Source organism: Streptomyces corchorusii (genome assembly GCF_001514055.1).
Taxonomy (GTDB): Bacteria; Actinomycetota; Actinomycetes; order Streptomycetales; family Streptomycetaceae; genus Streptomyces; species Streptomyces olivaceoviridis.
On sequence record NZ_KQ948363.1, the window covers coordinates 214354 to 235348 of the forward strand.

Sequence of the window (20995 nt, forward strand, 5' to 3'; positions counted from 1 at the left end):
TACCCACAGGCGCCCGGTTTGTCACATCTGCTAGCAGATGTCACCCAGCGTTTCGGCATCTTTGACGCGCAGTAACGGTACGCCTGGCAGGCCAAACGCGTACACTACCGCCCTTTCATGTCGAGTGCTAAATCGGCGCTAGATCTTTTCCGGTACCGGGTTCCCCGCCTCACGGATCGCACGCCGCACCGGGACCCGCGCGAGCAGGACGAAGCCGAGGACGAAGAAGGCCACCAGCGAGACGATCGCCGACCGGTAGCTGCCGGTGAGCTGGTAGGTCACGCCGAACAGCAGCGGCCCGAGCCAGCTCATCCCGCGGTCGCTCATCTCGTACGCCGAGAAGTACTCGGCCTCCTTGCCCGGCGGCACCAGGTGGGAGAACAGCGACCGGGACAGCGCCTGGCTGCCGCCGAGGACCAGGCCGATCCCGGCGGCCAGCACGAAGAACCACACCGGCGCCCCCGCGGGCAGGAACCAGCCGGCCGCCAGCGTGAGCGTCCACGCCACCAGCGAGCCGAGGATCGTCCGCTGCGCGCCGTACGTCCGCGCCAGCCGCCCCATCGCCAGGGCCCCCGCCACGGCCAGCACCTGCACCAGCAGCACCGCCCCGATCAGCGTCGACTGGCCGAGACCCAGCTCCTCGGAGCCGTAGACCGAGGCCTGCGTGATCACCGTCTGGATGCCGTCGTTGTAGACGAGGTACGCGAGCAGGAACGCCAGGGTCAGCGGATGCCGGCGCATGTCCCGGACCGTCGCTGCCAGCTGCCGCAGCCCCGGTGCGGCCTGGCCCACGCGCGCGGGGCGGTCGCGCAGCCTGCGCAGCGGCACGAGCGTGAACGCGCCCCACCACAGGCCCGCCGAGGCCAGGCAGACGCGGACGGCGGCGGTCTCGGAGAGGCCGAAGGAGCCGTGCGCCGAGTACAGCACCAGGTCGGCGACGAGGACGAGGGAGCCCGCCGCGTAGCCGAAGGCCCAGCCGCGGGAGGAGACCGCGTCGCGCTGCTCGGGCGGCGCGATCTGCGGCAGGTAGGAGTTGTAGAGCATCATCCCGACGGACTGCGCCGCGTTGGCCACGACGAGCAGCACCCCGCCGAGCAGATACCGGTCGCCGTCCAGGAAGAACATCCCGGTGGTCGCCGCCGCGCCGGTGTACGCCGCCGCCGCGAGCAGCGGCTTCTTGCGGCCCGTGCGGTCGGCCGCGCTGCCCGCCAGGGGCATCACGACGACGGCCAGGATCACCGACAGGGACACCGCGTACGCGAAGAAGGAGCCGGCCCGGACCGGGATGCCCAGCGGGTGCACATAGCCGCCGGCGTCCGCCGCGTGCTCGGCGACCGAGGTGAGGTACGGACCGAGGAAGACGGTGAGCACGCTCGTCGAATAGACGGAGCACGCCCAGTCGTAGACGTACCAGCCGCGCTGCTCGCGCCCGAGGCCGGCGGACTCGTCCGCCGCCTCCGCCCGCACGGTGCCGGTGCTCACCCGTGCCCTCGCTTCCCCGCTCAACCGCGAAGGCCGGGCCGAGGCGGCCGGGTGGTCAGACCCAGACGCCGCGGTCCTCCATCACCTTGCGCAACGTGTCGATGTGATCGGTCATGATGCCATCAACCCCCAGGTCCAGGAGCCGGTGCATCCGTTCCGGTTCGTTGATCGTCCACACGTGCACCTGGAGCCCGAGCGCGTGGGCGGCGCGGACGAAGCGGTGGTCGACGACGGGCACGCCCGACTGGGCCTCCGGTACCTGCGCGGCCACGGCCGACCGGCGCACCGCGGCCGGCAGCCCCCACGAGCGCAGCCGCAGGCTCAGCACCCCGCGCGTGCCGAACGAGGTGGCCAGCCGCGGCCCCGCCAGCCGCTGGGCCCGCAGCACACGCGCCTCGGAGAAGGAGCCCACGCAGACCCGGTCCCAGGCGTCCGCTCCCTCGATCAGCCCCAGCAGGGGCCGCAGCGCGGGCTCCGCCTTGACGTCGACGTTCCAGCGCACCTCGGGGAAGGTCTCCAGCAGCTCCTCGAACAGCGGCACCGGTTCACGGCCGCCCACGCGCGCGCGGCGCACGTCCGCCCACGGCAGGTCGGCGATCCGGCCCGCGCCGTCGGTGACCCGGTCCAGGGTCGTGTCGTGGAAGGCGACCAGCCGGCCGTCCGCCGTCGCGTGCACATCCGTCTCGATGTACCGGTAACCCAGCTCCACCGCGCGCCGGAACTGGGCCACGGTGTTCTCCAGGCCGTCGGCCGCCCCGCCCCGGTGGGCGAAGGCGATCGGCCCCGGGTGGTCCAGGAACGGGTGGCGCGGGCGCGGTGTCGTGGGGCTCACGGTCGCAGTATCGCGCGCCCGGGTGTCGCAGCGGCAACGACCGTGCTGCCCGCCGGTGCCGACGGGACGGCGAACACCCGCAGGAAGGCCTGCGCCAGCGGTCCGATGGACACGGCGTAGAGCACGGTGCCCACCCCGATGGTGCCGCCGAGGACGAATCCGGTGACCACCACCGCGACCTCCACGGCCGTCCGCATCAGCCGGATCGAGCGGCCCGTGCGCCGGTGCAGCCCCGTCATCAGCCCGTCGCGCGGGCCCGGCCCGAAGCGCGCCGCGATGTAGAGGCCGGTCGCCGCGCCGTTCAGCACGATCCCCGCGACCAGCAGCGGGACACGGGCGGCGAGGGAATGCGCGTCCGGGAGCAGGGCGAGCGTGCCGTCCATGGCGAGGCCGACCACGAAGACGTTGGAGACCGTGCCGAGCCCGGGGCGCTGGCGCAGCGGTATCCACAGGAGCAGTACCGCCGCGCCCACGATGATCGACACCACCCCGATGCTCAGCCCGGTCAGCTCCGCGAGCCCCTGGTGCAGCACGTTCCACGGCTCCAGGCCCAGGCCCGCCGCCACGAGCAGCGCGGAACTCGCGCCGTACAGCGCGAGCCCCGCGTACAACTGGACCAGCCGCCGTCCGAGGTGGCGGCCGGGAGCGGACGGGCTGGGAGCGGATGGGCCGGGAGCGGACATGGAGATACCCCCCTGGGTGGTGGCGGTGGCCTGACGCATGACACTCTGTGGCTTGGGATGAATCGTCATCCATGGCCAATTCGGGGAAGGTGGACTGATCTCCATGGCGCAGTGGACCTCGGCCGTGGGGGCCGCGCAGCTCGCCCGGCTCCTCAACTCGCAGCAGGACCGCCCGGCCGGCCCCGGCACCCGCCGTCCCCCCGCCTACCGCGCCCTCGCCGACGGCGTCCGGCTGCTCGTGCTGGAGGGCCGGGTCCCGGTGGCCGCGCGCCTGCCCGCGGAACGCGAACTGGCCCTGGCCCTCTCCGTCAGCCGCACCACCGTCGCGGCGGCCTACGAGGCGCTGCGCGGCGAGGGCTTCCTGGAGTCCCGGCGCGGCGCCGGCAGCTGGACCGCCGTACCGGCCGGCAACCCCATCCCCGCCCGTGGCCTGGAGCCCCTGCCGCCCGAGGCCCTCGGTTCGGTGATCGACCTCGGCTGCGCCTCGCTCCCGGCACCCGAGCCGTGGCTCACCCGGGCGGTGCAGGGCGCCCTGGAGGAACTCCCGCCGTACGCCCACACCCACGGCGACTACCCGGCCGGGCTGCCCGCGCTGCGCTCGATGATCGCCGAGCGGTACACCGCGCGCGGCATTCCCACGATGCCGGAGCAGATCATGGTGACGACCGGTGCCATGGGCGCCATCGACGCCATCTGCCACCTCTTCGCGGGCCGGGGCGAGCGGATCGCCGTGGAGTCCCCGTCCTACGCCAACATCCTCCAGCTGATGCGCGAGACGGGCGCCCGGCTCGTGCCCGTCGCGATGGCCGAGGGCCTGTCCGGCTGGGACCTGGACCGCTGGCGCCAGGTGCTGCGCGAGGCCGCGCCGCGGATCGCCTACGTGGTCGCCGACTTCCACAACCCCACCGGGGCGCTCGCCGACGAGGACCAGCGGCGCCGGCTGGTGGACGCGGCCCGCTCGGCCGGCACGGTGCTCGTCGCCGACGAGACGATGAGCGAGCTGTGGCTGGAGGAGGACTTCCGGGACGGCGGCATGCCCCGCCCGGTGTGCGGCTTCGACCCGGCCGGCTCCACGGTGATCACGGTCGGCTCGGCCAGCAAGGCGTTCTGGGCGGGGATGCGGATCGGCTGGGTGCGGGCGGCGCCGGACGTCATCCGCAGCCTGGTCGCCGCGCGGGCCTACGCCGACCTGGGCACACCGGTGCTGGAGCAGCTGGCCGTGAACTGGCTCTTCAGCACCGGGGGCTGGGAGCAGGCGGTCGAGCTGCGCCGGGCGCAGGCCCGGGAGAACCGGGACGCGCTGGTGGCCGCGCTGGGCCGGGAACTGCCCGGCTGGGAGTTCGAGGTGCCCCGAGGCGGCCTGACCCTGTGGGTCCGCGCGGGCGGTCTCTCCGGGTCCCGCCTCGCGGAGGCGGGCGAACGGACGGGCGTGCGTGTCCCGTCCGGTCCTCGCTTCGGCGTCGACGGCGCGTTCGAGGGCTATGTCCGGCTTCCGTTCACCGTCGGGGGAGCGGTGGCGGACGAGGCGGCGGCACGGCTCGCCGCCGCGGCACGGCTGGTGGAGTCGGGGGCGACGATGGCGGGCGAGGCGCCGAGGACGTTCGTGGCGTAGGAGGGGCGGGGTTCGGGGGCCTCCGGTGCGCGGTTCGGGGGGGCCTCGGCGGTTCGTGTGGCTCGGGCGCGTGTCCGGCTGCGGGACCGTCGTGGCCGGTCGCGCGGTTCCCCGCGCCCCTGGCGATGCGCGGTCCCGTCGGCCGCGGGGTTCCGCTGTCGCCAGGGCACTACGAGGGCTCCGCCGCCAGAGCCTCCGCGGGGACCGGTGCCTTCACCGCCGTCGGTTTCGAGAGAGCCGTCGGCTCCTCCTCCACGGCGGTGGTCCGCGGCGGCAGCAGTTCCAGTACCGCCTGCCGGTCGGCGTCACTCGTGGCGTCGTCGTACGGATCCGGCGTACGCGGCACCTGAAGCCGGTGCACCGGACCGGACCCCAGCCGGGCGTACCCCCGCCCGGGCGGCACGTGCGCCATCGACGTCGTGTGCGGCGGCGCCCCCAGCACCGCCTCCACCTGCTCCGGTGCGGCGGACCCGAGCACGACCCGCGCGCGCGTGTGCTGCCGTACCGCGTCGGCGAGCACCTCCGCGCTGTCGAACTGCTCGGCCACGACCACGGTCACGTTCGCCGCGCGGCCGTGCCGCAACGGCACCTGGAGCAGCGTCTGCGGGTCCTTGCGGCCGTCCGCCAGGGCGAGGTGCGCGAAGACGCTCGGGCGGTCCACCAGGATCCACAGCGGGCGCCGGGTGTCCGGGGGCGGTGGGTCGCCCGCCTGCCGCGCCAGGTTGATCGCGATGAGCCGCCGCTCGGTCTCCCGCGCGGCCCACTCCAGGCTCGCCAGCGCCCCGGGCAGCGCGCACTCCACGGCCAGGACGGCGTCCCGTCCGGTCAGGCAGGCGTACTCGCCGGTGCCGCCGCCGTCGACGATCAGCACGTCGCCGTACTGGAGGGCCTGGATGGCGACGGAGCGCAACAGGGTGGACGTGCCGCTGCCGGGGTGGCCCATGGCCAGCAGGTGCGGCTCGGTGGAGCGGATGCCGGTGCGCCAGACGACCGGCGGCACGTCGACCCGTTCCTCCCCGTAGGAGAGGGGGAGGGTGCGCTGGACCTCGCTGGGATCGGTGAAGCCGAGGACCGTCTCGCCGGGCGCGGTGACGAAGCGCTGGGCGGGGATGTCGGCGGGCAGCGGGGGGAGCGCGTTGACGGTGAGCTGGTTGCCCTCCTCCTCCCACGCGAAGTGGTACTCGCGGCTCCGCCCGGCCTTCGCGGTGAGCAACTGCTCGATCCGCGCGCGGGCCGCGGGCTCGCCGTCCGTGAAGTAGGCGGGGTAGCGGATCACGAGGTGGGCGATGCGCCCGGCGTCGTCGAACTCGTGGGCCGCGTAGGCCTTCTCCCACTCCCCGCCGTGCGCGTACAGCGGCGCCGGGTCGTCGGAGCTGGAGAAGTACGGCACCAGGGCCTCGTACAGTGCCTGGAGCCGCTGGGTCTGGGACTCGTCGGGCCCCTGGGGCGCCGACGGGGTGCGGTCGCGGCCGTGCCAGGCCGCCGCCGCCATCACCGCGATGACGGCGAGCAGCGGCCCGTACGGCATCAGGGCCACGATCAGGACCATGGAAGCCGTGAAGAACAGCAGTGGCCCGCGCCTGTCCTTGGGCGTGTCCGCCCACCTGCGCCGGCCGGCCGAGGCCAGCAGGCGCAGCCCGCGCGTCACGGTGATCAGCGGCTGGAGGACGTCGGTGGCGCTGTCGGCCGCCGTCCGGGCCAGCTCCCTGCTCCGGGCGATCTGCGTCCGGGCGATCTGGGCGCTGTCCTTGCTCAGAATGCGGGGGAGGGGGCGCCGGGCCACTGCTGTCTCCTGATGGTGCGTGCGGGCGGGGCTGGAGGGGTCAGAACTTGATGCCGCCCAGGAGGCTGGCCAGGCTCTCTCCTCCGGCTTTGATGCTCGGGGCGATGCCTGTGGTCGACAGGTAGAAGCCGAAGAGTGCCGACACCGTGGCGTGCGAGCCCTTCAGTCCGTCCTTGCGGAAGAACAGGAAGACGACGACGCCGAGCAGCAGCACGCCTGAGAGCGAGAGGATCATTTGGGGCCTCCTGGTGTCGATGGTGGGGGACAGTCACCATGAGTTCTTCCAGGATCACAGGATGTATCCATACGATTAAAGGTGCAACTGGGTGAAAAGCGGTGGATTTCCCTCACTCGGGCGAGTGTGTCAGAACGCGATTGACCAGGCGTGTTGTCGGTGCGGCGCCCTGGGTGGGCGCTGCTGCTGATCTTTACCTCGGGCGGATCGGGTCATGTGCCACGCGAGCCAGTACGCTGGCGATTCACTCGTACGAAGCAGTCCCCGAATCAGCATGGAGAGGCGGTCCGGCCGATGAGTGAAGTTCCCGACCCCGAGGTCGTGGAGCTGGCGACCAAGATCTTCGATCTGGCCCGGCAGGGGCAGACCGAGGCGCTCGTGGCGTACGTCGACGCGGGCGTTCCGGCCAACCTCACCAACGACCGCGGCGACTCCCTGGTGATGCTCGCCGCCTACCACGGTCACGCCGACGCGGTGCGCGCGCTGCTCGCGCGCGGCGCGGCGGCGGACCAGGTCAACGACCGGGGTCAGACCCCGCTCGCGGGTGCCGTCTTCAAGGGTGAGACGGACGTCATCAAGGCTCTCCTGGAGGGCGGAGCCGATCCTTCCGCAGGCACGCCGTCGGCCGTCGACACGGCCCGGATGTTCGGCAAGGCAGAGCTTCTGGAACTGTTCGGCGTCCACTGACGTCGACGCGCTGACCAGGTAGGACACGGAAAACGGGGGAGGCGGTACAGGGCCGCCGGAAATACGGTCGCGGCAGCACACACCGCGGGTCATCATGACGTCGTGATTCACGGACGCGATGGCTGGGCAGGTGTTGCCGCACCGCGCGGGCCGTGATGCGGTCCGCATGGGCCACCGACGAGAGGCAGAGAGAGATGGTCTACAGCAAGCAAGAGACGGCGGGCGCTCCGACGTTGTGTCACGCGGCCAGGTAATGCGTGTTCCCCGGTTGCGTCGACGCTTGATGTGAGGCTGTTTCCCATGTTCGATCCGGTCATAGCGCCCAGCGGTACGCTGCTCGGCCTGCTCCAGCGTGGCCGTGGTGACGGCACGCTGCACGCGCTCACGGCCCCGCGCGCCGAAGCGCTCGCGGCCCTGAACCACTGTGTGCTGCGCGACCCCCGCCACGACTGGCAGGTGGAGAACCGCTCCCTGTACTACGCCCGGCTCTACCTCGACCTGAACGGCGAGCTGGACGCCGTGGAGGCACACCTCTTCGACCCCGAGGACGTCGTCGACACGGACGAGTCCCGCACCGGCCTGGCCCTGGCCGTCCTCGGCCACCTCGCCTCCTACGGCAGGCGGGACGCCCTGGAACTGCTGCGCAGGTACGCCGCGCACGGCTCCAACTGGGCGTGGGCCCTGGACGAGCTGGCCCTCAGGGACGACGACGCGGGCCTGCGCGCCCTCGCCGCCCCCGTCCTGGCCCGCTTCACCACCGATCCCGAGGGCGAGGCCGAACTGGCCGCCGCCGTACGCGACGCCTTCGAGCCACGGCCCTGGCGGCTGTGGGCCGAGGATCCGCGCGCATCGATCGCCACGCGGGTGCGTGCCGCCCAGGAGGCCGGCTGTTTCGACCGCTGGCAGCGGCAGATGCGGCCCACCGGCCCACGCCCCGACTGGAGCGTCCGCGCCGTCTTCGAGTGGGCCCAGCAGGGCATGGAGCGCGGCGCCGCCCTTCATGTGCCCGCCGCGCGCTGCCTGGCGGCCGTGGCCAGCCCGGAGGACCGGCCCGAGATCCTCCAGGCCGCCCGGACCGGCACCGACGGAGCCCGCTGCACCGCACTGCGCTACCTCGCCGACAGCAACGACCGTGACGCGCTCGGCCTGATCGAGGCCGCCGTCGTCGACGGGACGGCGCCCGTCGTGGAGGCCGCCGTCGACGCCTTCGAACGGATGCGCAGCATCGCCGCCGTCGACCGCGCGCGCGGCTGGGCCCAGCGCCCCGACGCGCTCGGTGCCGCCGCCGGGCGCATGCTCGCCTGCCGCGGCGGCGCACAGGACCGCGACCTCGTCCTCGGCGCCCTCCGCGAGGCCGTGCGGGGCGAGGGGCCGGACGCGCCCACCCTGTGGACCCTCGTCGACGGCGCCGGACGCCTCGGCATCGCCTGCGCCGCCCCCGTCCTGCGCCATGTCTACCGTGAGACGGCCTCCTCCCATCTCCGTGGCCGCGCCGCCCGCGCGCTGGCCGCCACCGACCCCTCGTTCGCCACCGGCTTCGCCGTCGAATGCCTGTGGGACTGCGAGGAGACCACCCGCGAACTGGCCGCCCGGCACGCCGAGACCGGCGACGCCCGGGTCGTGGAGCGCCTGCGCCGCCTGGCCGCCGATCCGGCCGAGGAGGACGAGGTGCAGACCGCGGTACGCAGCCGCTTCGGACCGGACGCGGCCCTCGGCTGAGCCGCTTCCGGCCGGACGCGGCCCTCGGCTGAGCCGCTCGGGACCGGACGTGAGCCTCGGCTGAGGCGCGGCTGCCGGCCCCCACCCGTACATCTGCCCCGGCGGACGAGCGCCCGCCGGGTGAACGCCGGGTGACCCGCGGGTCAGGTGGTCATGACGGCCGCCTGACCTGCTCGGGTGTGCAGCCCAACGCTCATGGGACGTTCCCCGCGCCGAAAGATCGAAGTTGACGCGGGCACGTCCAGCGCGGCGACAACACCCGTATGCGTGTCGTCATCGTGACCGAATCCTTTCCCCCCGATGTGAACGGCGTGGCCCACTGCGCGCTCCAGACCGCCCGGCACCTCGTAGATCGCGGTCACCTCCCGCTCGTCGTCGCCCCCGCTCCCGCGCCCGGCAGCGGCCCGGACACGGACGCCCCGTGCCCGGTCGTCCGGATCCCCTCCCTCCCGCTCCCCGGCTACCCGCAGGTCCGCGTCGCCCTCCCCAGCCGGCGCCTCGCCGCCGCCCTCGTCGCGCACCGCCCCGACGTGGTCCACCTGGCCAGCCCCTTCGTCCTCGGCGTCCGCGGCATGGCGGCCGCCGCCCGGCTCGGCATCCCCGCCGTCGCCGTCTACCAGACCGACCTGGCCGGCTACGCCCGTACCTACATGGGCGCCGGGGAGGCCGCGGCCTGGCGGCGGATCCGCTCCGTGCACGGCGCCGCCGACCGTACCCTGGCCCCCTCCAGCGCGGCCCAGTCCGACCTGGAGGAACACGGCGTACCGCGGGTACGGCTCTGGCCGCGCGGCGTGGACACCGCACGTTTCCGGCCACAGCACCGCGACGAGGCGCTGCGCCGCGAACTCGCCCCGAACGGCGAACTGATCGTCGGCTACGTCGGCCGGCTCGCCCCGGAGAAGCACGTCGAACTGCTTTCCGGAGTCTGCGGGCTGGCCGGCGTGCGGGTCGTGGTCGTCGGCGACGGACCCAGCCAGCCCCACCTGACCGAGGCCCTGCCCGGCGCCGTCTTCCTCGGCCGTCGCACCGGCGGCGAACTGGCCCGGATCTTCGCCTCGCTGGACCTGTTCGTGCACACCGGCCCCTTCGAGACGTTCTGCCAGACCGTCCAGGAGGCCATGGCCAGCGGTGTCCCGGTCGTGGCGCCGGCCGCCGGCGGCCCGCTCGACCTGGTCGAGCACGGCCGTACCGGCCTGCTGGTCCCGCCGCGCGACGCCGCTGCCGTACAGGAGGCCGTCCGCGCCCTGGCCGCCGACCCCGCGCGGCGCGCCGCGTACGGCGCCACCGCCCGCGCGACGGTCGAGGGCCGCACCTGGGCCGCCGTCGGCGACCAGTTGATCGCGCACTACGACGACGTCCTCGCGGACCGGAAGACGGCGGTGGCGGCATGACCGGGCAGTCCCTGCGCATCGTGCGCCTCGCGAACTTCGTCGCCCCCGCCTCCGGCGGCCTGCGCACCGCCCTGCGGGAACTCGGCAAGGGCTTCCGGGCCGCGGGCCACGAACCGGTCCTGATCGTGCCCGGCGAACGGCACACCGACCGCGACACCGAGCAGGGGCGGGTCATCACCCTGCCCGGCCCGCCGCTGCCCGGCACCGGCGGCTACCGCGTCCTCACCGACAGGCGGCGCGTCGCCGCCCTCCTGGAGGAGCTGGCCCCGGACCGCCTGGAGGTCTCCGACCGGACCACCCTGCGCTGGACCGGCCGCTGGGCCCGCCGCGCGCGCGTGCCCGCCGTGATGGTCTCCCACGAGACCGCCGACGGCGTGCTGCGCACCTGGGGCCTGCCCGAGCACCTGGCGCGGCGCGCCGCCGACTCCCTCAACACCCGGACCGCGCACGTCTACTCGCGGGTCGTGTGCACCACCGAGTTCGCCGAGCGCGAGTTCGTACGCATCGGCGCGCGCAACGTCGTACGCGCCCCCCTGGGCGTCGACCTGATGGAACGGCACCCCGCGCTGCGCGACCCCGGGCTGCGTGACCGCTACGCGCGCGGGGACGAGGCGCTGCTCGTGATGGCGTCCCGGCTGTCCGTCGAGAAGCGCCCCGGCACGGCCCTGGACGCCCTGGAGGCGCTGCTGCGGCGCGGACGGCGGGCGGTGCTCGTGGTGGCCGGGGACGGGCCGCTGCGGGCCCGGCTGGAGCAGCGCGCGCGGGACCGAGGGCTCCCCGTGACCTTCCTCGGCCACGTCTCCGACCGGACGGCCCTCGGCGCGCTCCAGGCGTCCGCCGACGTGTGCCTCGCGCCCGGGCCCGCCGAGACCTTCGGACTGGCCGCGCTGGAGGCCATGGCGTGCGGCACGCCCGTGGTCGCGAGCGCCTCCTCCGCGCTGCCCGAGGTCATCGGGTCGGCGGGGGCCACCGCGGCGGGCGGCGGGGAGGCGTTCGCGGACGCCGTGGAACTGCTGCTGGACCGTGCCGAGCCCGAGCGGCGGGAGGCGGCACGCGCGCGTGCGGAGTGCTTCGGCTGGGGAACGGCTGTGGAGGCCTTCCTGGCGGCCCACGACACGGAGGTGCTGCGCCACGCCGGCGCCCGGCCCGCCGTACCGGAGGGCGTGGCATGACAGCCGGTGCCGCGGCGGCGTGGCGCAGTGGCTCCGTCTGTGGCGGAGGGGGTGGTTCGGGAGCCGGTGCCGCGGCGCAGCGGAGTGGCTCCGTCCACTTCGTCGCGCTCGGGGACTCGCTGACCGAGGGCGTGGGCGACCCGGCCGGCGGCGGATGGCGGGGCTGGGCCGCGCTGCTGGCCGCTTCCCTCGCCGAGGACAGCGAGCGGGTGCGGTTCACCAACCTCGCGGTCAGCGGGGCGCAGACCCGGGACGTGCGGGAGAGGCAGACGCCGGCCGCCCTGGAGCTGCGCCCCGACCTGGTGTCCGTGGTCGTCGGCGTCAACGACACGCTGCGCCGCACCTTCGACATCCACGCCGTGGCCGCCCACCTCGACCAGGTCTACGGCTCCCTCACCCGGCAGGGCGCCACCCTGCTCACCGCCTGCCTGCCCGACCCCGGCGCCATGCTCCGGCTCCCGGACGCCCTGGCCCGCCCGCTGGCCCGCCGGCAACGGGCGGTCAACGCGGTCGTCCACGCGCTGTCCGAGCGGTACGGCGCCGTCCACCTGCACGCGGCGGACGACGGCTGGATCAGCGACCGGAGCCTGTGGAGCGCGGACCGGCTGCACCCCGGCGAGCGCGGTCACCGGCAGTTCGCCGTCCGCTGCCACGCCCTGCTCGCCGAGACGGGCCGTGCGACCGGGGAACCTCCCTCGCCCGAGCCGGAGTTCCCCGCGCCGACCCGCGCGGCGAGCCTGTGGTGGCTGGCCACGGCGGGGACCGGCTGGGTGCTCCGCCGCTGCAACGACCTGCTGCCGCAGCTGCTGTGCCTGGCCGCCGGCGAACTGCGCCACCGCGTCCGGGGCACCGGCGCCCGCCTGGACCACCGCGCGTCGGCAGCGGTGTCGGCAGCCCTGGCGGCCCTGCCGGAGGCCCCCACCGAGGAGGCGGTGGCTCGGTGGCGCGGCGACGACAGGGAGGCGGTCCCGGCGCAGGGGACGGCCGAGGTGGTGGGCCTTGAGGCGACGGGGGCCGTCGGGACGGCCGCCTCCGCCGGGGCTGTCGCGGCCGGTTGAGGCGGGACGGAGCCGCCTTCGGTGACATGCGGCAGGTGGGGCGGTGGGGGCTGTTTCCGGGGGAGGGACCCAAAGCCGCCCGCACCGTCGAACGCGCGGCAGTCGGGGACGGCCCCGGTGGCCCGGCGCGGCGCCCCGGGCCACCGGGGCCGTCCCGGCCGTAGCGGCTCAGCGACGCCGCACCGGTACGAACCGGACCGGGGTGCCCGGGAGGGCCTGGGCGGCGGCCGGGAGGTCGGCGGCGCGGACCACCGCGATCACCGGGTAGCCGCCGGTGGTCGGGTGGTCCGCGAGGAAGACCACCGGGCGCCCGTCCGGCGGAACCTGGACCGCGCCGAGAACCATGCCCTCGCTGGGGAGTTCACCGGTCCGGGCCCGCTCCAGCGCGGGCCCCTCGGTGCGCAGGCCGATGCGGTTGCTCGCCGCGGAGACCCGGTACGCGCGCGTGGTGAGGTCCCGGACCGCCCGCGCCGTGAACCAGTCGTCGCGCGGGCCCGGCGTCACCCGGAGCACGAGCTCGGCCGGCGGACACGGCTGCGGCGCGCCGTCCACGCGCGCGGGAGGACCGGCCGGGGTGCCCAGCGGCAGGACCGTGCCGTCCGTGAGCGGTGCCGGACCGAGGCCGGACAGCAGGTCGGTGGCGCGGCTGCCGAGGACCGGCTCCACGGCGACACCGCCGCCGACCGCGACGTAGGCGCGCACGCCCGCCGTGGCCGCGCCCACGTCCAGCAGTTCGCCCGCCGGCACCACGACCGGGGCACCCCACGCGGCCGGGCGACCGCCCACCGTCACCGGGCAGGGCGCACCGCCGATCGCGACGGTCACCGTCGAACGCGGGCGCAGGACACAGCCGTTGAGCGTGGTCTCCAGGACGGCGGCGTCCGGCGGATTGCCGACGAGCCGGTTCACCAGCGCCGCGGCGAGCGGGTCGAGCGCTCCGGAGCGGGGCACGCCGAGGTGCGCGTACCCCGGCCGCCCGCGGTCCTGCACGGTGGTCAGCGCCCCGGCGCGCACGACGACCAGCGCACGGTCGGTCATGGGGCCTCCCAGGTCACGGGTCCCGCCGGCACGAGCCACGCGCGCGCGTGCGCTTCCGTCCGCTGCCCGGTCCCGCGGGTCTGCCGGGTGCGTACCGCTACCGGTGCGGCGGTCCCACCGGCGCGTACCCGTTCCGGTGCGCCTGCTCTTTCGGTGCGTACCCGTCCCGGCGCGGTCGTTCCCCCGGTGTGCACCCCTGCCGGTACGGTGCTCCGTCCCCCGCTCATGCGCCCTCCACCGGTACGAACCGTACGCGTGTGCCCGGCTCCAGCAGGGCCGCCGGGATGCGTGCCGGGTCCCACAGCACCGTGTCCGTCGTGCCGATCAGTTGCCAGCCGCCGGGCGAGGAGCGCGGGTAGACGCCGGTGTACGGGCCGGCCAGGGCCACGGCGCCGGCCGGAACCGCCGTGCGCGGGGTGGCGCGGCGCGGGACGTGGTAGCGCTCCGGGAGCCCGGTGAGGTAGCCGAAGCCGGGAGCGAAGCCGCAGAAGGCCACCGTGAACTCGGTGCCGGCGTGCACGCGGGCCACCTCCCGTTCCGGCACCCGCCAGTGCGCGGCGACCTCGGCCAGGTCCGGGCCGTCGTACCGCACGGGCAGTTCGATCAGCTCGCGCGCGTGGGCAGGCACCTCCGGCACCCGTGCACCGGTCAGTTCCGCCGCCCAGCGGGCCGGCTCGGCCAGCCCGTCGAGCAGGACCGTACGGGCCGCCGGGACGATCTCGCGCACGGTGAGCGCGCCGTCCGCGCGGCGCCGCAGCAGCTCCGCGTGCAGGGCCTGCGCCTCCTCCCCTGAGGCCACCTCGACGAGCAGCGCGTCGTCGCCGACGGCGAGCGCCCTCACGCGAACGCCTCCACCCGCACGCCCGCCGCCACCAGCCGCTCCCGCACCCGCCGGGCCAGGCCGACCGCGCCCGGCGTGTCGCCGTGCAGGCACAGCGACCGGGCGCGCACCCGGATCCGCGCGCCGGAGTGCGCGATGACCGCGCCGGAGCGCGCGAGGCTCACCGAGCGCTCCACGACGTCGTCCGGGTCGGTCACCACGGCACCCTCGTGGCCGCGCGGCACGAGCGTCCCCTCGTCGGTGTACGCGCGGTCCGCGAAGGCCTCCGTGACGGCCGGCAGGCCCGCCTCGGCGGCCAGCTCCAGGAACCGCGAGCCGGGCAGGCCCAGGACCGGCAGCGAGGCGTCCGCCAGGCGCACGCCCTCGATCACCGCGCGGGCCTGCTCCTCGTCGTGCACGACCCGGTTGTAGAGGGCGCCGTGCGGTTTGACGTACGCCACGCGCGCGCCCGCGGCCCGCGCGAACACCTCCAGGGCGCCGATCTGGTAGGCCACTTCGGCCGCCAGCTCGGCGGGCGGCACATCCATCGCGCGCCGCCCGAAACCGGCCAGGTCCCGGTAGGAGACCTGCGCGCCGATCGTCACCCCGCGCTCGGCCGCCCGTTCGCACACCCGGCGCATGGTGGCCGCGTCCCCTGCGTGGAAGCCGCAGGCCACGTTGGCGCTGGTGACGACGGACAGCAGCTGTTCGTCGTCGGTCAGCCGCCAGCGGCCGAAGCCCTCGCCCAGGTCGGCGTTCAGATCGATCGCGGTCATGGCGTTCTCGCGTCTCCGGTTCTCGTGGACTTCTCTTGTGCGCGGTTCCGGGCTCCGGTATGACCGGGCTCAGTCGACACCGACCAGCCGGTACTGCTCGTCCCGTGCGTCGGTCAGGAACATCTGGCCCGGCGCGTGGGTGATCGCGAACGGCGGCCGGGAGGCCATCACGGCCGCCTGCGGGGTCACCCCGCAGGCCCAGAACACCGGGATGTCGCCGTCGGCGAGGGTCACCGGGTCGCCGAAGTCGGGCCGACCGAGGTCCTCGATGCCGAGGGCCGCCGGGTCCCCGCAGTGCACCGGACCGCCGTGCACGGCCGGCAGCAGGCTGCTCTCCCGGATCGCCGCGCCCAGACGCTCGGGCGGCACCGGCCGCATGGAGACGACCATCGGTCCGCGCAGCCGGCCCGCCTCCCGGCAGGCCCTGCTGGTCACGTACATCGGCACGTTCCGGCCCTGCTCGACGTGCCGGATCGGCACGCCCGCGCGGGCCAGCGCCCACTCGAAGGTGAAGCTGCACCCGAGCAGGAACGACACCAGGTCCTCCCGCCAGTACGCGCGCGCGTCCGTGGGTTCGTCGACCAGTTCGCCGTCCTGCCACACCCGGTAGCGCGGCAGGTCGGTGCGCAGGTCGGCGCCCTCGGCGAGGACGGTCGTCGGGGAACCGGCGTCCGTGACGTCGAGCACGGGGCACGGCTTGGGGTTGCGCTGGCAGAACAGCAGCATGTCGTAGGCCCAGTCGGCGGGCACCGCGATCAGGTTGGCCTGTGTGTGGCCCGCCGCGACCCCGGCGGTCGGCCCGGCCAGGCCGTCGCGGAAGCGGGCCCGCGCGGTGTGCGGGCTCCACGCGTGCGCGTGCGCGTCGACGGTGGTGACGGGCCGGTCCTCGGTACGGTTCACCCGCGTCACGCCAGCTCCTTCCCGCGCGTCTCCGGCAGCCCGAGCAGCGCCAGCGCCGCGAGGCCGTAGCCGATCGCGCCGAAGACCAGCGCCCCGCCGACGCCCCAGCTGTCCGCCAGGAAGCCCACCAGCGTCGGGAACACCGCGCCCACCGCGCGGCCCGTGTTGTACGTGAAGCCCTGCCCGGTGCCGCGCACCGCCGTCGGGTACAGCTCGCTCAAGTAGGAGCCGAAGCCGCTGAAGATGGCCGACATGCAGAAGCCGAGCGGGAAACCGAGCACCAGCAGCAGGGTGTTGGCGCCATGCGGGATGTTCGCGTACGCCAGGATGCACACCGCCGACAGCAGCGCGAACAGCCAGATGTTGTTCCGCCGACCGAGCCGGTCGGTGAGGTGGCCGCCGGTCAGGTAGCCGAGGAAGGCGCCGGAGATCAGGAAGGCCAGGTAGCCGCCGGTGCCGACGACCGACAGACCGCGGTCGGACTTCAGGTACGTCGGCACCCAGGTCGCCAGCGTGTAGTAGCCGCCCTGCACGCCCGTGGAGAGGAGGCTCGCGAAGACCGTGGTGCGCAGCAGGCCGGGGGCGCCGTCCCGGCCGGCCGGGCGGAAGATCGCGGTGAAGGAGCCCCGGCGCGGGTCCTGTTCCCGGGCCGCCGTCGCCGTGGGGGCGTCGTGCACCGAGCGGCGCAGCCAGACCACGAGCAGCGCCGGCAGCGCGCCGGTCCAGAACATCACCCGCCAGGCGAGGTCGTCGCCGGCGAAGGAGAACACCAGCGTGTAGACGACCGCCGCCAGTCCCCAGCCGACCGCCCAGGAGCTCTGGATCGCGCCGAGCGTACGGCCCCGGTGGCGCGCGCTCGCGTACTCGGCGACCAGGATCGCGCCGACCGCCCACTCGCCGCCGAAGCCGAGGCCCTGGAGGGCGCGGAAGACCAGCAGGGTCTCGTAGGTGGGCGCGAAGCCGCAGGCGACGGTGAAGACGGCGTAGGTGACCACCGTGATCATCAGGGCCCGGACGCGGCCCACCCGGTCCGCGATCACGCCGGCGGCGGCGCCGCCGACCGCCGAGACCACCAAGGTGACGGTGGTGAACAGGCCGGTCTGGCCGCTGCTGAGGCCGAAGTACGCCGAGAGCGCCACCATGCTCAGCGGCAGGGTGAAGTAGTCGTACGAATCCAGGGCATACCCGCCGAAAGCACCGGCGAACGCCCGTCGGCCGCGCGGGCCGAGAGCGTGCAGCCAGGCGAACGCGCCGTCCTCGGCGGCGAGTTCGGCCGGTCCCGGGCGGACATCGGTGGAGGGCGCGGACCGTGGTGGTGGGGTCGTGCTCATGGGCACCTCGCAGAAGAGGGACGGAGGGTGCGGAGAAGTGAGCCGTGCGGAGCACCGTAGAGGATCGTTCAACGATCCTTCAATACCCGTGTTGTTTCGTCCTGGTGTCTGCGATTGAATTCCGGGCATGGCAGAGGAGCTGACGGGACTGGCCGGCGACCGGGTCCTTCTGGGCCGCACGAGCACCGCGGAGCGCGTTTCGGACATCCTCAGAAGCCGCATCTCCGAGGGCTACTTCCCGCCGGGCACCCGGCTGTCCGAGGACAGCATCGGCGGGGCGCTCGGCGTCTCCCGCAACACCCTGCGCGAGGCGTTCCGGCTGCTCACCCACGAGCGCCTGCTGATCCACGAACTCAACCGGGGCGTGTTCGTCCGGGTCCTGACCGTCGAGGACGTGGAGGACATCTACCGCACGCGCTCCCTCGTCGAGTGCGCCGTCGTCCGCGGACTGGGCGAACCGCCGTACCGGCTGGACGGGCTGACCTCGGCGGTCGAGGAGGGCCGCACGGCCGCCGCCGAGAGTGACTGGAAAGGGCTGGGTACGGCCAACATCCACTTCCACCGGGAACTGGTCGCCCTCGCCGGCAGCGAACGCACCGACGAGCTGATGCGCAGCGTCTTCGCCGAGCTGCGCCTGGCCTTCCACGTCGTGGACGACCCGCGCCGGCTGCACGAGCCGTACCTCGCCCGCAACGCCCAGATCCTCCAGGCGCTCCAGGGCGGCGACCGGCACGGCGCCGAACGGCTCCTGGAGACCTATCTGGCGGACTCGCTGGAACGGGTGGTGGAGGTGTACCGGCGCAGGGTGGGCGAGGAAGGCGCCCCGTAAGGGCGCGGGGAACCGCGCGACCGGCCCGGACGGTCCGCGCCGGGAAACGACCCGCAGCCGTGCCGGCCGGACCGGTGGGACCGCTCGTTTGGGCCGATGTCAGACCCAGGACCTAGTCTGTGCACCGTGACTTCGCCTGCATCGACGGACCGTGTTCCGCCCCAGCTCAGCGCGGGGCCGCGCCCGGCTCCGGGCCCGGCCGCCGACGAGGGGCTGGCGCGTCGGCTGCGCGCGCTCGCCTGCACCGCTCCGCTGCACGACCTGGACGCGCGCAAGGCCAACCTGGCCGGCGAGTACTCGGTGTACGGGATGGCCGAGGTGGCGCTGGCCGCCATCGACCTGGTCACGCTGAACATGGACTTCGACACCGGCGCCGACCACGAGCAGATCGTGTCCCGGCTCGTCCCGCGCATCGCCGCCCAGGCCCCGGGCCGGCCCGCCGCCGAACACGAGCGCGTGGCCCGCTGGGTCCTGGAGAACCTGATCAACGTCGGCAGCGCGGACCGCGGCTTCCGCGCGGTCTACGGCACCTTCGCCGCGGACGGCACGTACGTCCGCCGTGACTACGACTTCAAGCTGATCGAGGAGGTCCCCGGCCCCGGCGGCACGGTCTACCTGCGGACGACGGACGAGGCGGTCAACGTCCTGGTCGGCGCCCTCGACACCGACGTCACCAGCGCCCAGATCGCCGCCGAGGTCAAGCTGGAGGTGCTGATCAGCCGCGGCCGGCTCGCCGACGCCCAGCTCGCCGCCGAGCAGGCCCGCTACCGCACGGTCCAGTACTCCGAGACGCTGCGCCGGGCCCTGGAGGCCACCCGGCGCAACGTCCGCGCGGTCGACTGGCTGAGCGCCGTCCCCGACATGATCGCCGAGGCCCTGGACCACGTGGCCGAGCGCTACCGCCACGAGAACGCGATCCTCACCAACATCCGCAAGGCCCGCGACGAGACCGAGGACCCCGAGCACAAGCGCCGCGCCGCCGAACTCGTCGACATCGTCAAGGACTGCATCCGGCGCCACACCCAGCTCCAGTCGCGGCTGCTGGAGGCGGGCCCGCTGTTCCGCGCCGAACAGGACCGGCAGGCCTTCGCCACACCGGCGACGACGTCCGGGACGGACCTGTACGGCCATCTCCTCGCCCCCGTCCTGCCGCTGCCCCTGGAGCAGGCGATCCGGGTCACCGACGCCTTCTTCGCGCACGGCACGGGACTGCGCACGCCGGTGTCCGTCCGGGTCGGGGACCTCGTGGACATCCTGCTGACCCCGCCCGTGGAGCGGGAGCACCTGGGCGCGGAGATGCCCGAGCCCGATCTGATCGCGACGCCGGACGACAGCCGCTTCAGCGAGGAGCAGCTGGCCGCGGCGAGGGACCTGCTGGACCTGCCGGCGGACGCCCCGAGGCGGCTGTCCGGGCTGCTGGCCGAGGCCCGGCGGACCGGGGACCCCGACCTCGCCTACCTGGTGGCGCTGCTGGCGGTCCACGCGGCCAGCCCGCCCGTCGGCACCGCCTACCGGCAGGGCGAGGAGAAGCTGCTGTTCGCCGTGGACGACGGGACCGAACTGGACGATCCCGAGTTTGGCGGGGCGGACCTGATCGTGGGGACCGCCCTGCTCGACGCGGCAGGGATGGCCGCGGACCGGACGGAAGCAGCATGAGCGGCATGAGTGGACAAGAGCACGACAAGGAGCCGAACCCGTGACCGAGCACGTCGACCGGAGTGAACCCGAGCCTGCCGCCGCCCCGGCGGGCTCCGCCGTCACCCCCGCCGACGCCGCCGACGCGGCGCGGCTCGTCGCCTTCGGACTCCAGCCCAAGCTGGCGCCCGCACGCGACCAGGAGTACACCGAACTGCTGCGCCGCTACCGCGAGGACCCGGCGTTCGCCCGGCTCGCCGACGCCGTCGCCGCCGGTCTGGGGCTCGTCGTGCTGGAGGTGTCCCCGCGCGCGGGCATGGCCGTGACCGCCGCCGAGGACTCGGTGTTCGCCGTCCGCATGGGCGACTACGCGCGTCGCACCGCCGCCGACTCCGGCGACCGCTTCCTGCACGGGCTGGCCCATCTCGCGGTCGCCGCGCTGGCGTTCCCGCGCCCCGAGGACCTGGCCGACGACTCCTACATCGGCCGGGTCACCGTCAACGGCGTCGACGCCTTCGTCCGGCAGGCCTGCCGCCGCCTGGAGGAGCGCGCCGAGGAGCAGGGCGAGAACACCGACCCGGCGACCGACGCGCCCGGCCTGGAGGTGGCCTGGCGGATCTGGGCCAGACGCAGCGCCACGGGCGCCACCAAGGACGCCCGCCGGCCGGCCGCCTCCACCACCGGCATCGTGGCGAAGGCCATGGCCTTCCTCACCGACTCGGGCTTCCTCCAGCGCACCGGCGACGACAACGGCGGCACGTACCGCACCACGGCCCGCTACCAGCTCCAGGTCCGCGACCTGGCCGGCAGCGCCGCCCTGGCCGAACTGGTGGAGCTGGGCATCGTCCCGGTCACCGACGGCACGGCCACCCTGCTGCCCGCCCAGGACATCGACGACCTGGACCTGGTGGCCGACGCCGGACTGCCGTTCCACTCCTGACGCGCTGAAGCTCCCGTAGCTCCAGACCCTCCCGAACCACCGCACCTTTCACCAGACTTACGAGAGTCCGCC

The 20995-nt window shown here is 74.5% G+C and carries 19 protein-coding genes; 9 read left to right on the forward strand and 10 right to left on the reverse strand.

From position 1 onward, the window contains the following. Window positions 1-138 precede the first annotated feature (138 nt). Genes AQJ11_RS31185 through yczE form a run of 3 tightly spaced genes read right to left on the reverse strand, consistent with a single transcriptional unit; the run spans window position 139 to window position 2997 of the window. Window positions 139-1482 (reverse strand): MFS transporter, encoded by a 1344-nt coding sequence (locus AQJ11_RS31185; RefSeq protein WP_059265384.1) that lies wholly within the window; start codon window positions 1480-1482, stop codon window positions 139-141. A 55-nt stretch (window positions 1483-1537) separates the two neighbouring features. Then, window positions 1538-2314 carry a glycerophosphodiester phosphodiesterase family protein gene (locus AQJ11_RS31190; RefSeq protein WP_014671467.1) on the reverse strand — a complete coding sequence of 259 codons (777 nt, stop codon included), beginning with the start codon at window positions 2312-2314 and terminating at the stop codon, window positions 1538-1540. After that, window positions 2311-2997 (reverse strand): membrane protein YczE, encoded by a 687-nt coding sequence (gene yczE, locus AQJ11_RS31195; protein ID WP_059265422.1) that lies wholly within the window; start codon window positions 2995-2997, stop codon window positions 2311-2313. Before yczE ends, AQJ11_RS31190 begins: the two co-directional genes overlap by 4 nt. A 103-nt stretch (window positions 2998-3100) precedes the next feature. Between yczE and AQJ11_RS31200 the strand changes: the two genes are divergently transcribed. After that, window positions 3101-4609 (forward strand): SCO1417 family PLP biosynthesis transcription factor, encoded by a 1509-nt coding sequence (locus AQJ11_RS31200; protein ID WP_014671465.1) that lies wholly within the window; start codon window positions 3101-3103, stop codon window positions 4607-4609. Window positions 4610-4778: 169 nt separating this feature from the next. Here AQJ11_RS31200 and AQJ11_RS31205 read toward each other — a convergent pair whose 3' ends face one another. Together AQJ11_RS31205 and AQJ11_RS31210 are read right to left on the reverse strand one after the other, a co-directional pair. Beyond that, on the reverse strand, window positions 4779-6392 hold the full coding sequence (locus AQJ11_RS31205) for a hypothetical protein (protein WP_059265385.1): 1614 nt from the start codon (window positions 6390-6392) through the stop codon (window positions 4779-4781). A gap of 40 nt (window positions 6393-6432) precedes the next feature. Continuing rightward, on the reverse strand, window positions 6433-6627 hold the full coding sequence (locus AQJ11_RS31210; protein WP_014671463.1) for a hypothetical protein: 195 nt from the start codon (window positions 6625-6627) through the stop codon (window positions 6433-6435). A gap of 294 nt (window positions 6628-6921) precedes the next feature. On the opposite strand from AQJ11_RS31210, the gene AQJ11_RS31215 reads away from it, so the two are divergent. The 5 genes from AQJ11_RS31215 to AQJ11_RS31235 all read left to right on the forward strand — a co-directional run bounded on the left by AQJ11_RS31215 (window position 6922) and on the right by AQJ11_RS31235 (window position 12654). Further along, a complete protein-coding gene (locus AQJ11_RS31215; RefSeq protein WP_014671461.1) occupies window positions 6922-7314 on the forward strand; it encodes an ankyrin repeat domain-containing protein in 393 nt (130 codons plus the stop codon). Between the two features lie 300 nt (window positions 7315-7614). Next, window positions 7615-9033, forward strand: a complete 1419-nt coding sequence (locus AQJ11_RS31220; protein WP_059265386.1) for a hypothetical protein — start codon at window positions 7615-7617, stop codon at window positions 9031-9033. 263 nt (window positions 9034-9296) lie between these two features. Next, window positions 9297-10424 carry a glycosyltransferase family 4 protein gene (locus AQJ11_RS31225; protein WP_059265387.1) on the forward strand — a complete coding sequence of 376 codons (1128 nt, stop codon included), beginning with the start codon at window positions 9297-9299 and terminating at the stop codon, window positions 10422-10424. After that, window positions 10421-11596 carry a glycosyltransferase gene (locus tag AQJ11_RS31230; RefSeq protein WP_059265388.1) on the forward strand — a complete coding sequence of 392 codons (1176 nt, stop codon included), beginning with the start codon at window positions 10421-10423 and terminating at the stop codon, window positions 11594-11596. Before AQJ11_RS31225 ends, AQJ11_RS31230 begins: the two co-directional genes overlap by 4 nt. After that, complete coding sequence (locus AQJ11_RS31235; protein ID WP_279616958.1) at window positions 11593-12654, forward strand: SGNH/GDSL hydrolase family protein; 1062 nt, start codon at window positions 11593-11595, stop codon at window positions 12652-12654. The genes AQJ11_RS31230 and AQJ11_RS31235 overlap by 4 nt, the downstream gene beginning before the upstream one ends. Window positions 12655-12822: 168 nt before the next feature. Here the strand turns inward: AQJ11_RS31235 and AQJ11_RS31240 are convergent, their stop codons facing one another. From AQJ11_RS31240 to AQJ11_RS31260, 5 genes are all read right to left on the reverse strand, one after another. Beyond that, window positions 12823-13692, reverse strand: a complete 870-nt coding sequence (locus AQJ11_RS31240) for a 5-oxoprolinase subunit C family protein (protein WP_059265389.1) — start codon at window positions 13690-13692, stop codon at window positions 12823-12825. 223 nt (window positions 13693-13915) lie between these two features. Beyond that, on the reverse strand, window positions 13916-14533 hold the full coding sequence (pxpB, locus tag AQJ11_RS31245; protein ID WP_059265390.1) for a 5-oxoprolinase subunit PxpB: 618 nt from the start codon (window positions 14531-14533) through the stop codon (window positions 13916-13918). Beyond that, window positions 14530-15288: a LamB/YcsF family protein gene (locus AQJ11_RS31250; protein WP_059265391.1), complete on the reverse strand. Its 759-nt coding sequence runs from the start codon at window positions 15286-15288 to the stop codon at window positions 14530-14532. The genes pxpB and AQJ11_RS31250 overlap by 4 nt, the downstream gene beginning before the upstream one ends. A 69-nt stretch (window positions 15289-15357) precedes the next feature. Next, window positions 15358-16188 carry a putative hydro-lyase gene (locus AQJ11_RS31255; RefSeq protein ID WP_041665895.1) on the reverse strand — a complete coding sequence of 277 codons (831 nt, stop codon included), beginning with the start codon at window positions 16186-16188 and terminating at the stop codon, window positions 15358-15360. A 5-nt stretch (window positions 16189-16193) separates the two neighbouring features. Beyond that, window positions 16194-17519 carry an MFS transporter gene (locus AQJ11_RS31260; RefSeq protein WP_059265392.1) on the reverse strand — a complete coding sequence of 442 codons (1326 nt, stop codon included), beginning with the start codon at window positions 17517-17519 and terminating at the stop codon, window positions 16194-16196. A 127-nt stretch (window positions 17520-17646) separates the two neighbouring features. Between AQJ11_RS31260 and AQJ11_RS31265 the strand changes: the two genes are divergently transcribed. The 3 genes from AQJ11_RS31265 to AQJ11_RS31275 all read left to right on the forward strand — a co-directional run bounded on the left by AQJ11_RS31265 (window position 17647) and on the right by AQJ11_RS31275 (window position 20923). Next, entirely contained in the window at window positions 17647-18348 is a 702-nt protein-coding gene (locus AQJ11_RS31265) for a GntR family transcriptional regulator (RefSeq protein WP_014671451.1), read from the forward strand. A 126-nt stretch (window positions 18349-18474) separates the two neighbouring features. Further along, entirely contained in the window at window positions 18475-20004 is a 1530-nt protein-coding gene (locus AQJ11_RS31270) for a hypothetical protein (protein ID WP_014671450.1), read from the forward strand. Window positions 20005-20044: 40 nt separating this feature from the next. Next, a complete protein-coding gene (locus AQJ11_RS31275; protein WP_059265393.1) occupies window positions 20045-20923 on the forward strand; it encodes a hypothetical protein in 879 nt (292 codons plus the stop codon). Window positions 20924-20995 lie beyond the last annotated feature (72 nt).

What these genes read in the sequence shown, in the direction of transcription:
- yczE (WP_059265422.1), bottom strand. Translation starts at nt 2,997, where the DNA reads ATGTCCGCTCCCGGCCCATCCGCTCCCAGCCCGTCCGCTCCCGGCCGC.
- AQJ11_RS31200 (WP_014671465.1), top strand. Translation starts at nt 3,101, where the DNA reads ATGGCGCAGTGGACCTCGGCCGTGGGGGCCGCGCAGCTCGCCCGGCTC.
- AQJ11_RS31210 (WP_014671463.1), bottom strand. Translation starts at nt 6,627, where the DNA reads ATGATCCTCTCGCTCTCAGGCGTGCTGCTGCTCGGCGTCGTCGTCTTC.
- AQJ11_RS31215 (WP_014671461.1), top strand. Translation starts at nt 6,922, where the DNA reads ATGAGTGAAGTTCCCGACCCCGAGGTCGTGGAGCTGGCGACCAAGATC.
- AQJ11_RS31220 (WP_059265386.1), top strand. Translation starts at nt 7,615, where the DNA reads ATGTTCGATCCGGTCATAGCGCCCAGCGGTACGCTGCTCGGCCTGCTC.
- AQJ11_RS31225 (WP_059265387.1), top strand. Translation starts at nt 9,297, where the DNA reads ATGCGTGTCGTCATCGTGACCGAATCCTTTCCCCCCGATGTGAACGGC.
- AQJ11_RS31230 (WP_059265388.1), top strand. Translation starts at nt 10,421, where the DNA reads ATGACCGGGCAGTCCCTGCGCATCGTGCGCCTCGCGAACTTCGTCGCC.
- AQJ11_RS31235 (WP_279616958.1), top strand. Translation starts at nt 11,593, where the DNA reads ATGACAGCCGGTGCCGCGGCGGCGTGGCGCAGTGGCTCCGTCTGTGGC.
- AQJ11_RS31240 (WP_059265389.1), bottom strand. Translation starts at nt 13,692, where the DNA reads ATGACCGACCGTGCGCTGGTCGTCGTGCGCGCCGGGGCGCTGACCACC.
- AQJ11_RS31250 (WP_059265391.1), bottom strand. Translation starts at nt 15,288, where the DNA reads ATGACCGCGATCGATCTGAACGCCGACCTGGGCGAGGGCTTCGGCCGC.
- AQJ11_RS31260 (WP_059265392.1), bottom strand. Translation starts at nt 17,519, where the DNA reads ATGAGCACGACCCCACCACCACGGTCCGCGCCCTCCACCGATGTCCGC.
- AQJ11_RS31265 (WP_014671451.1), top strand. Translation starts at nt 17,647, where the DNA reads ATGGCAGAGGAGCTGACGGGACTGGCCGGCGACCGGGTCCTTCTGGGC.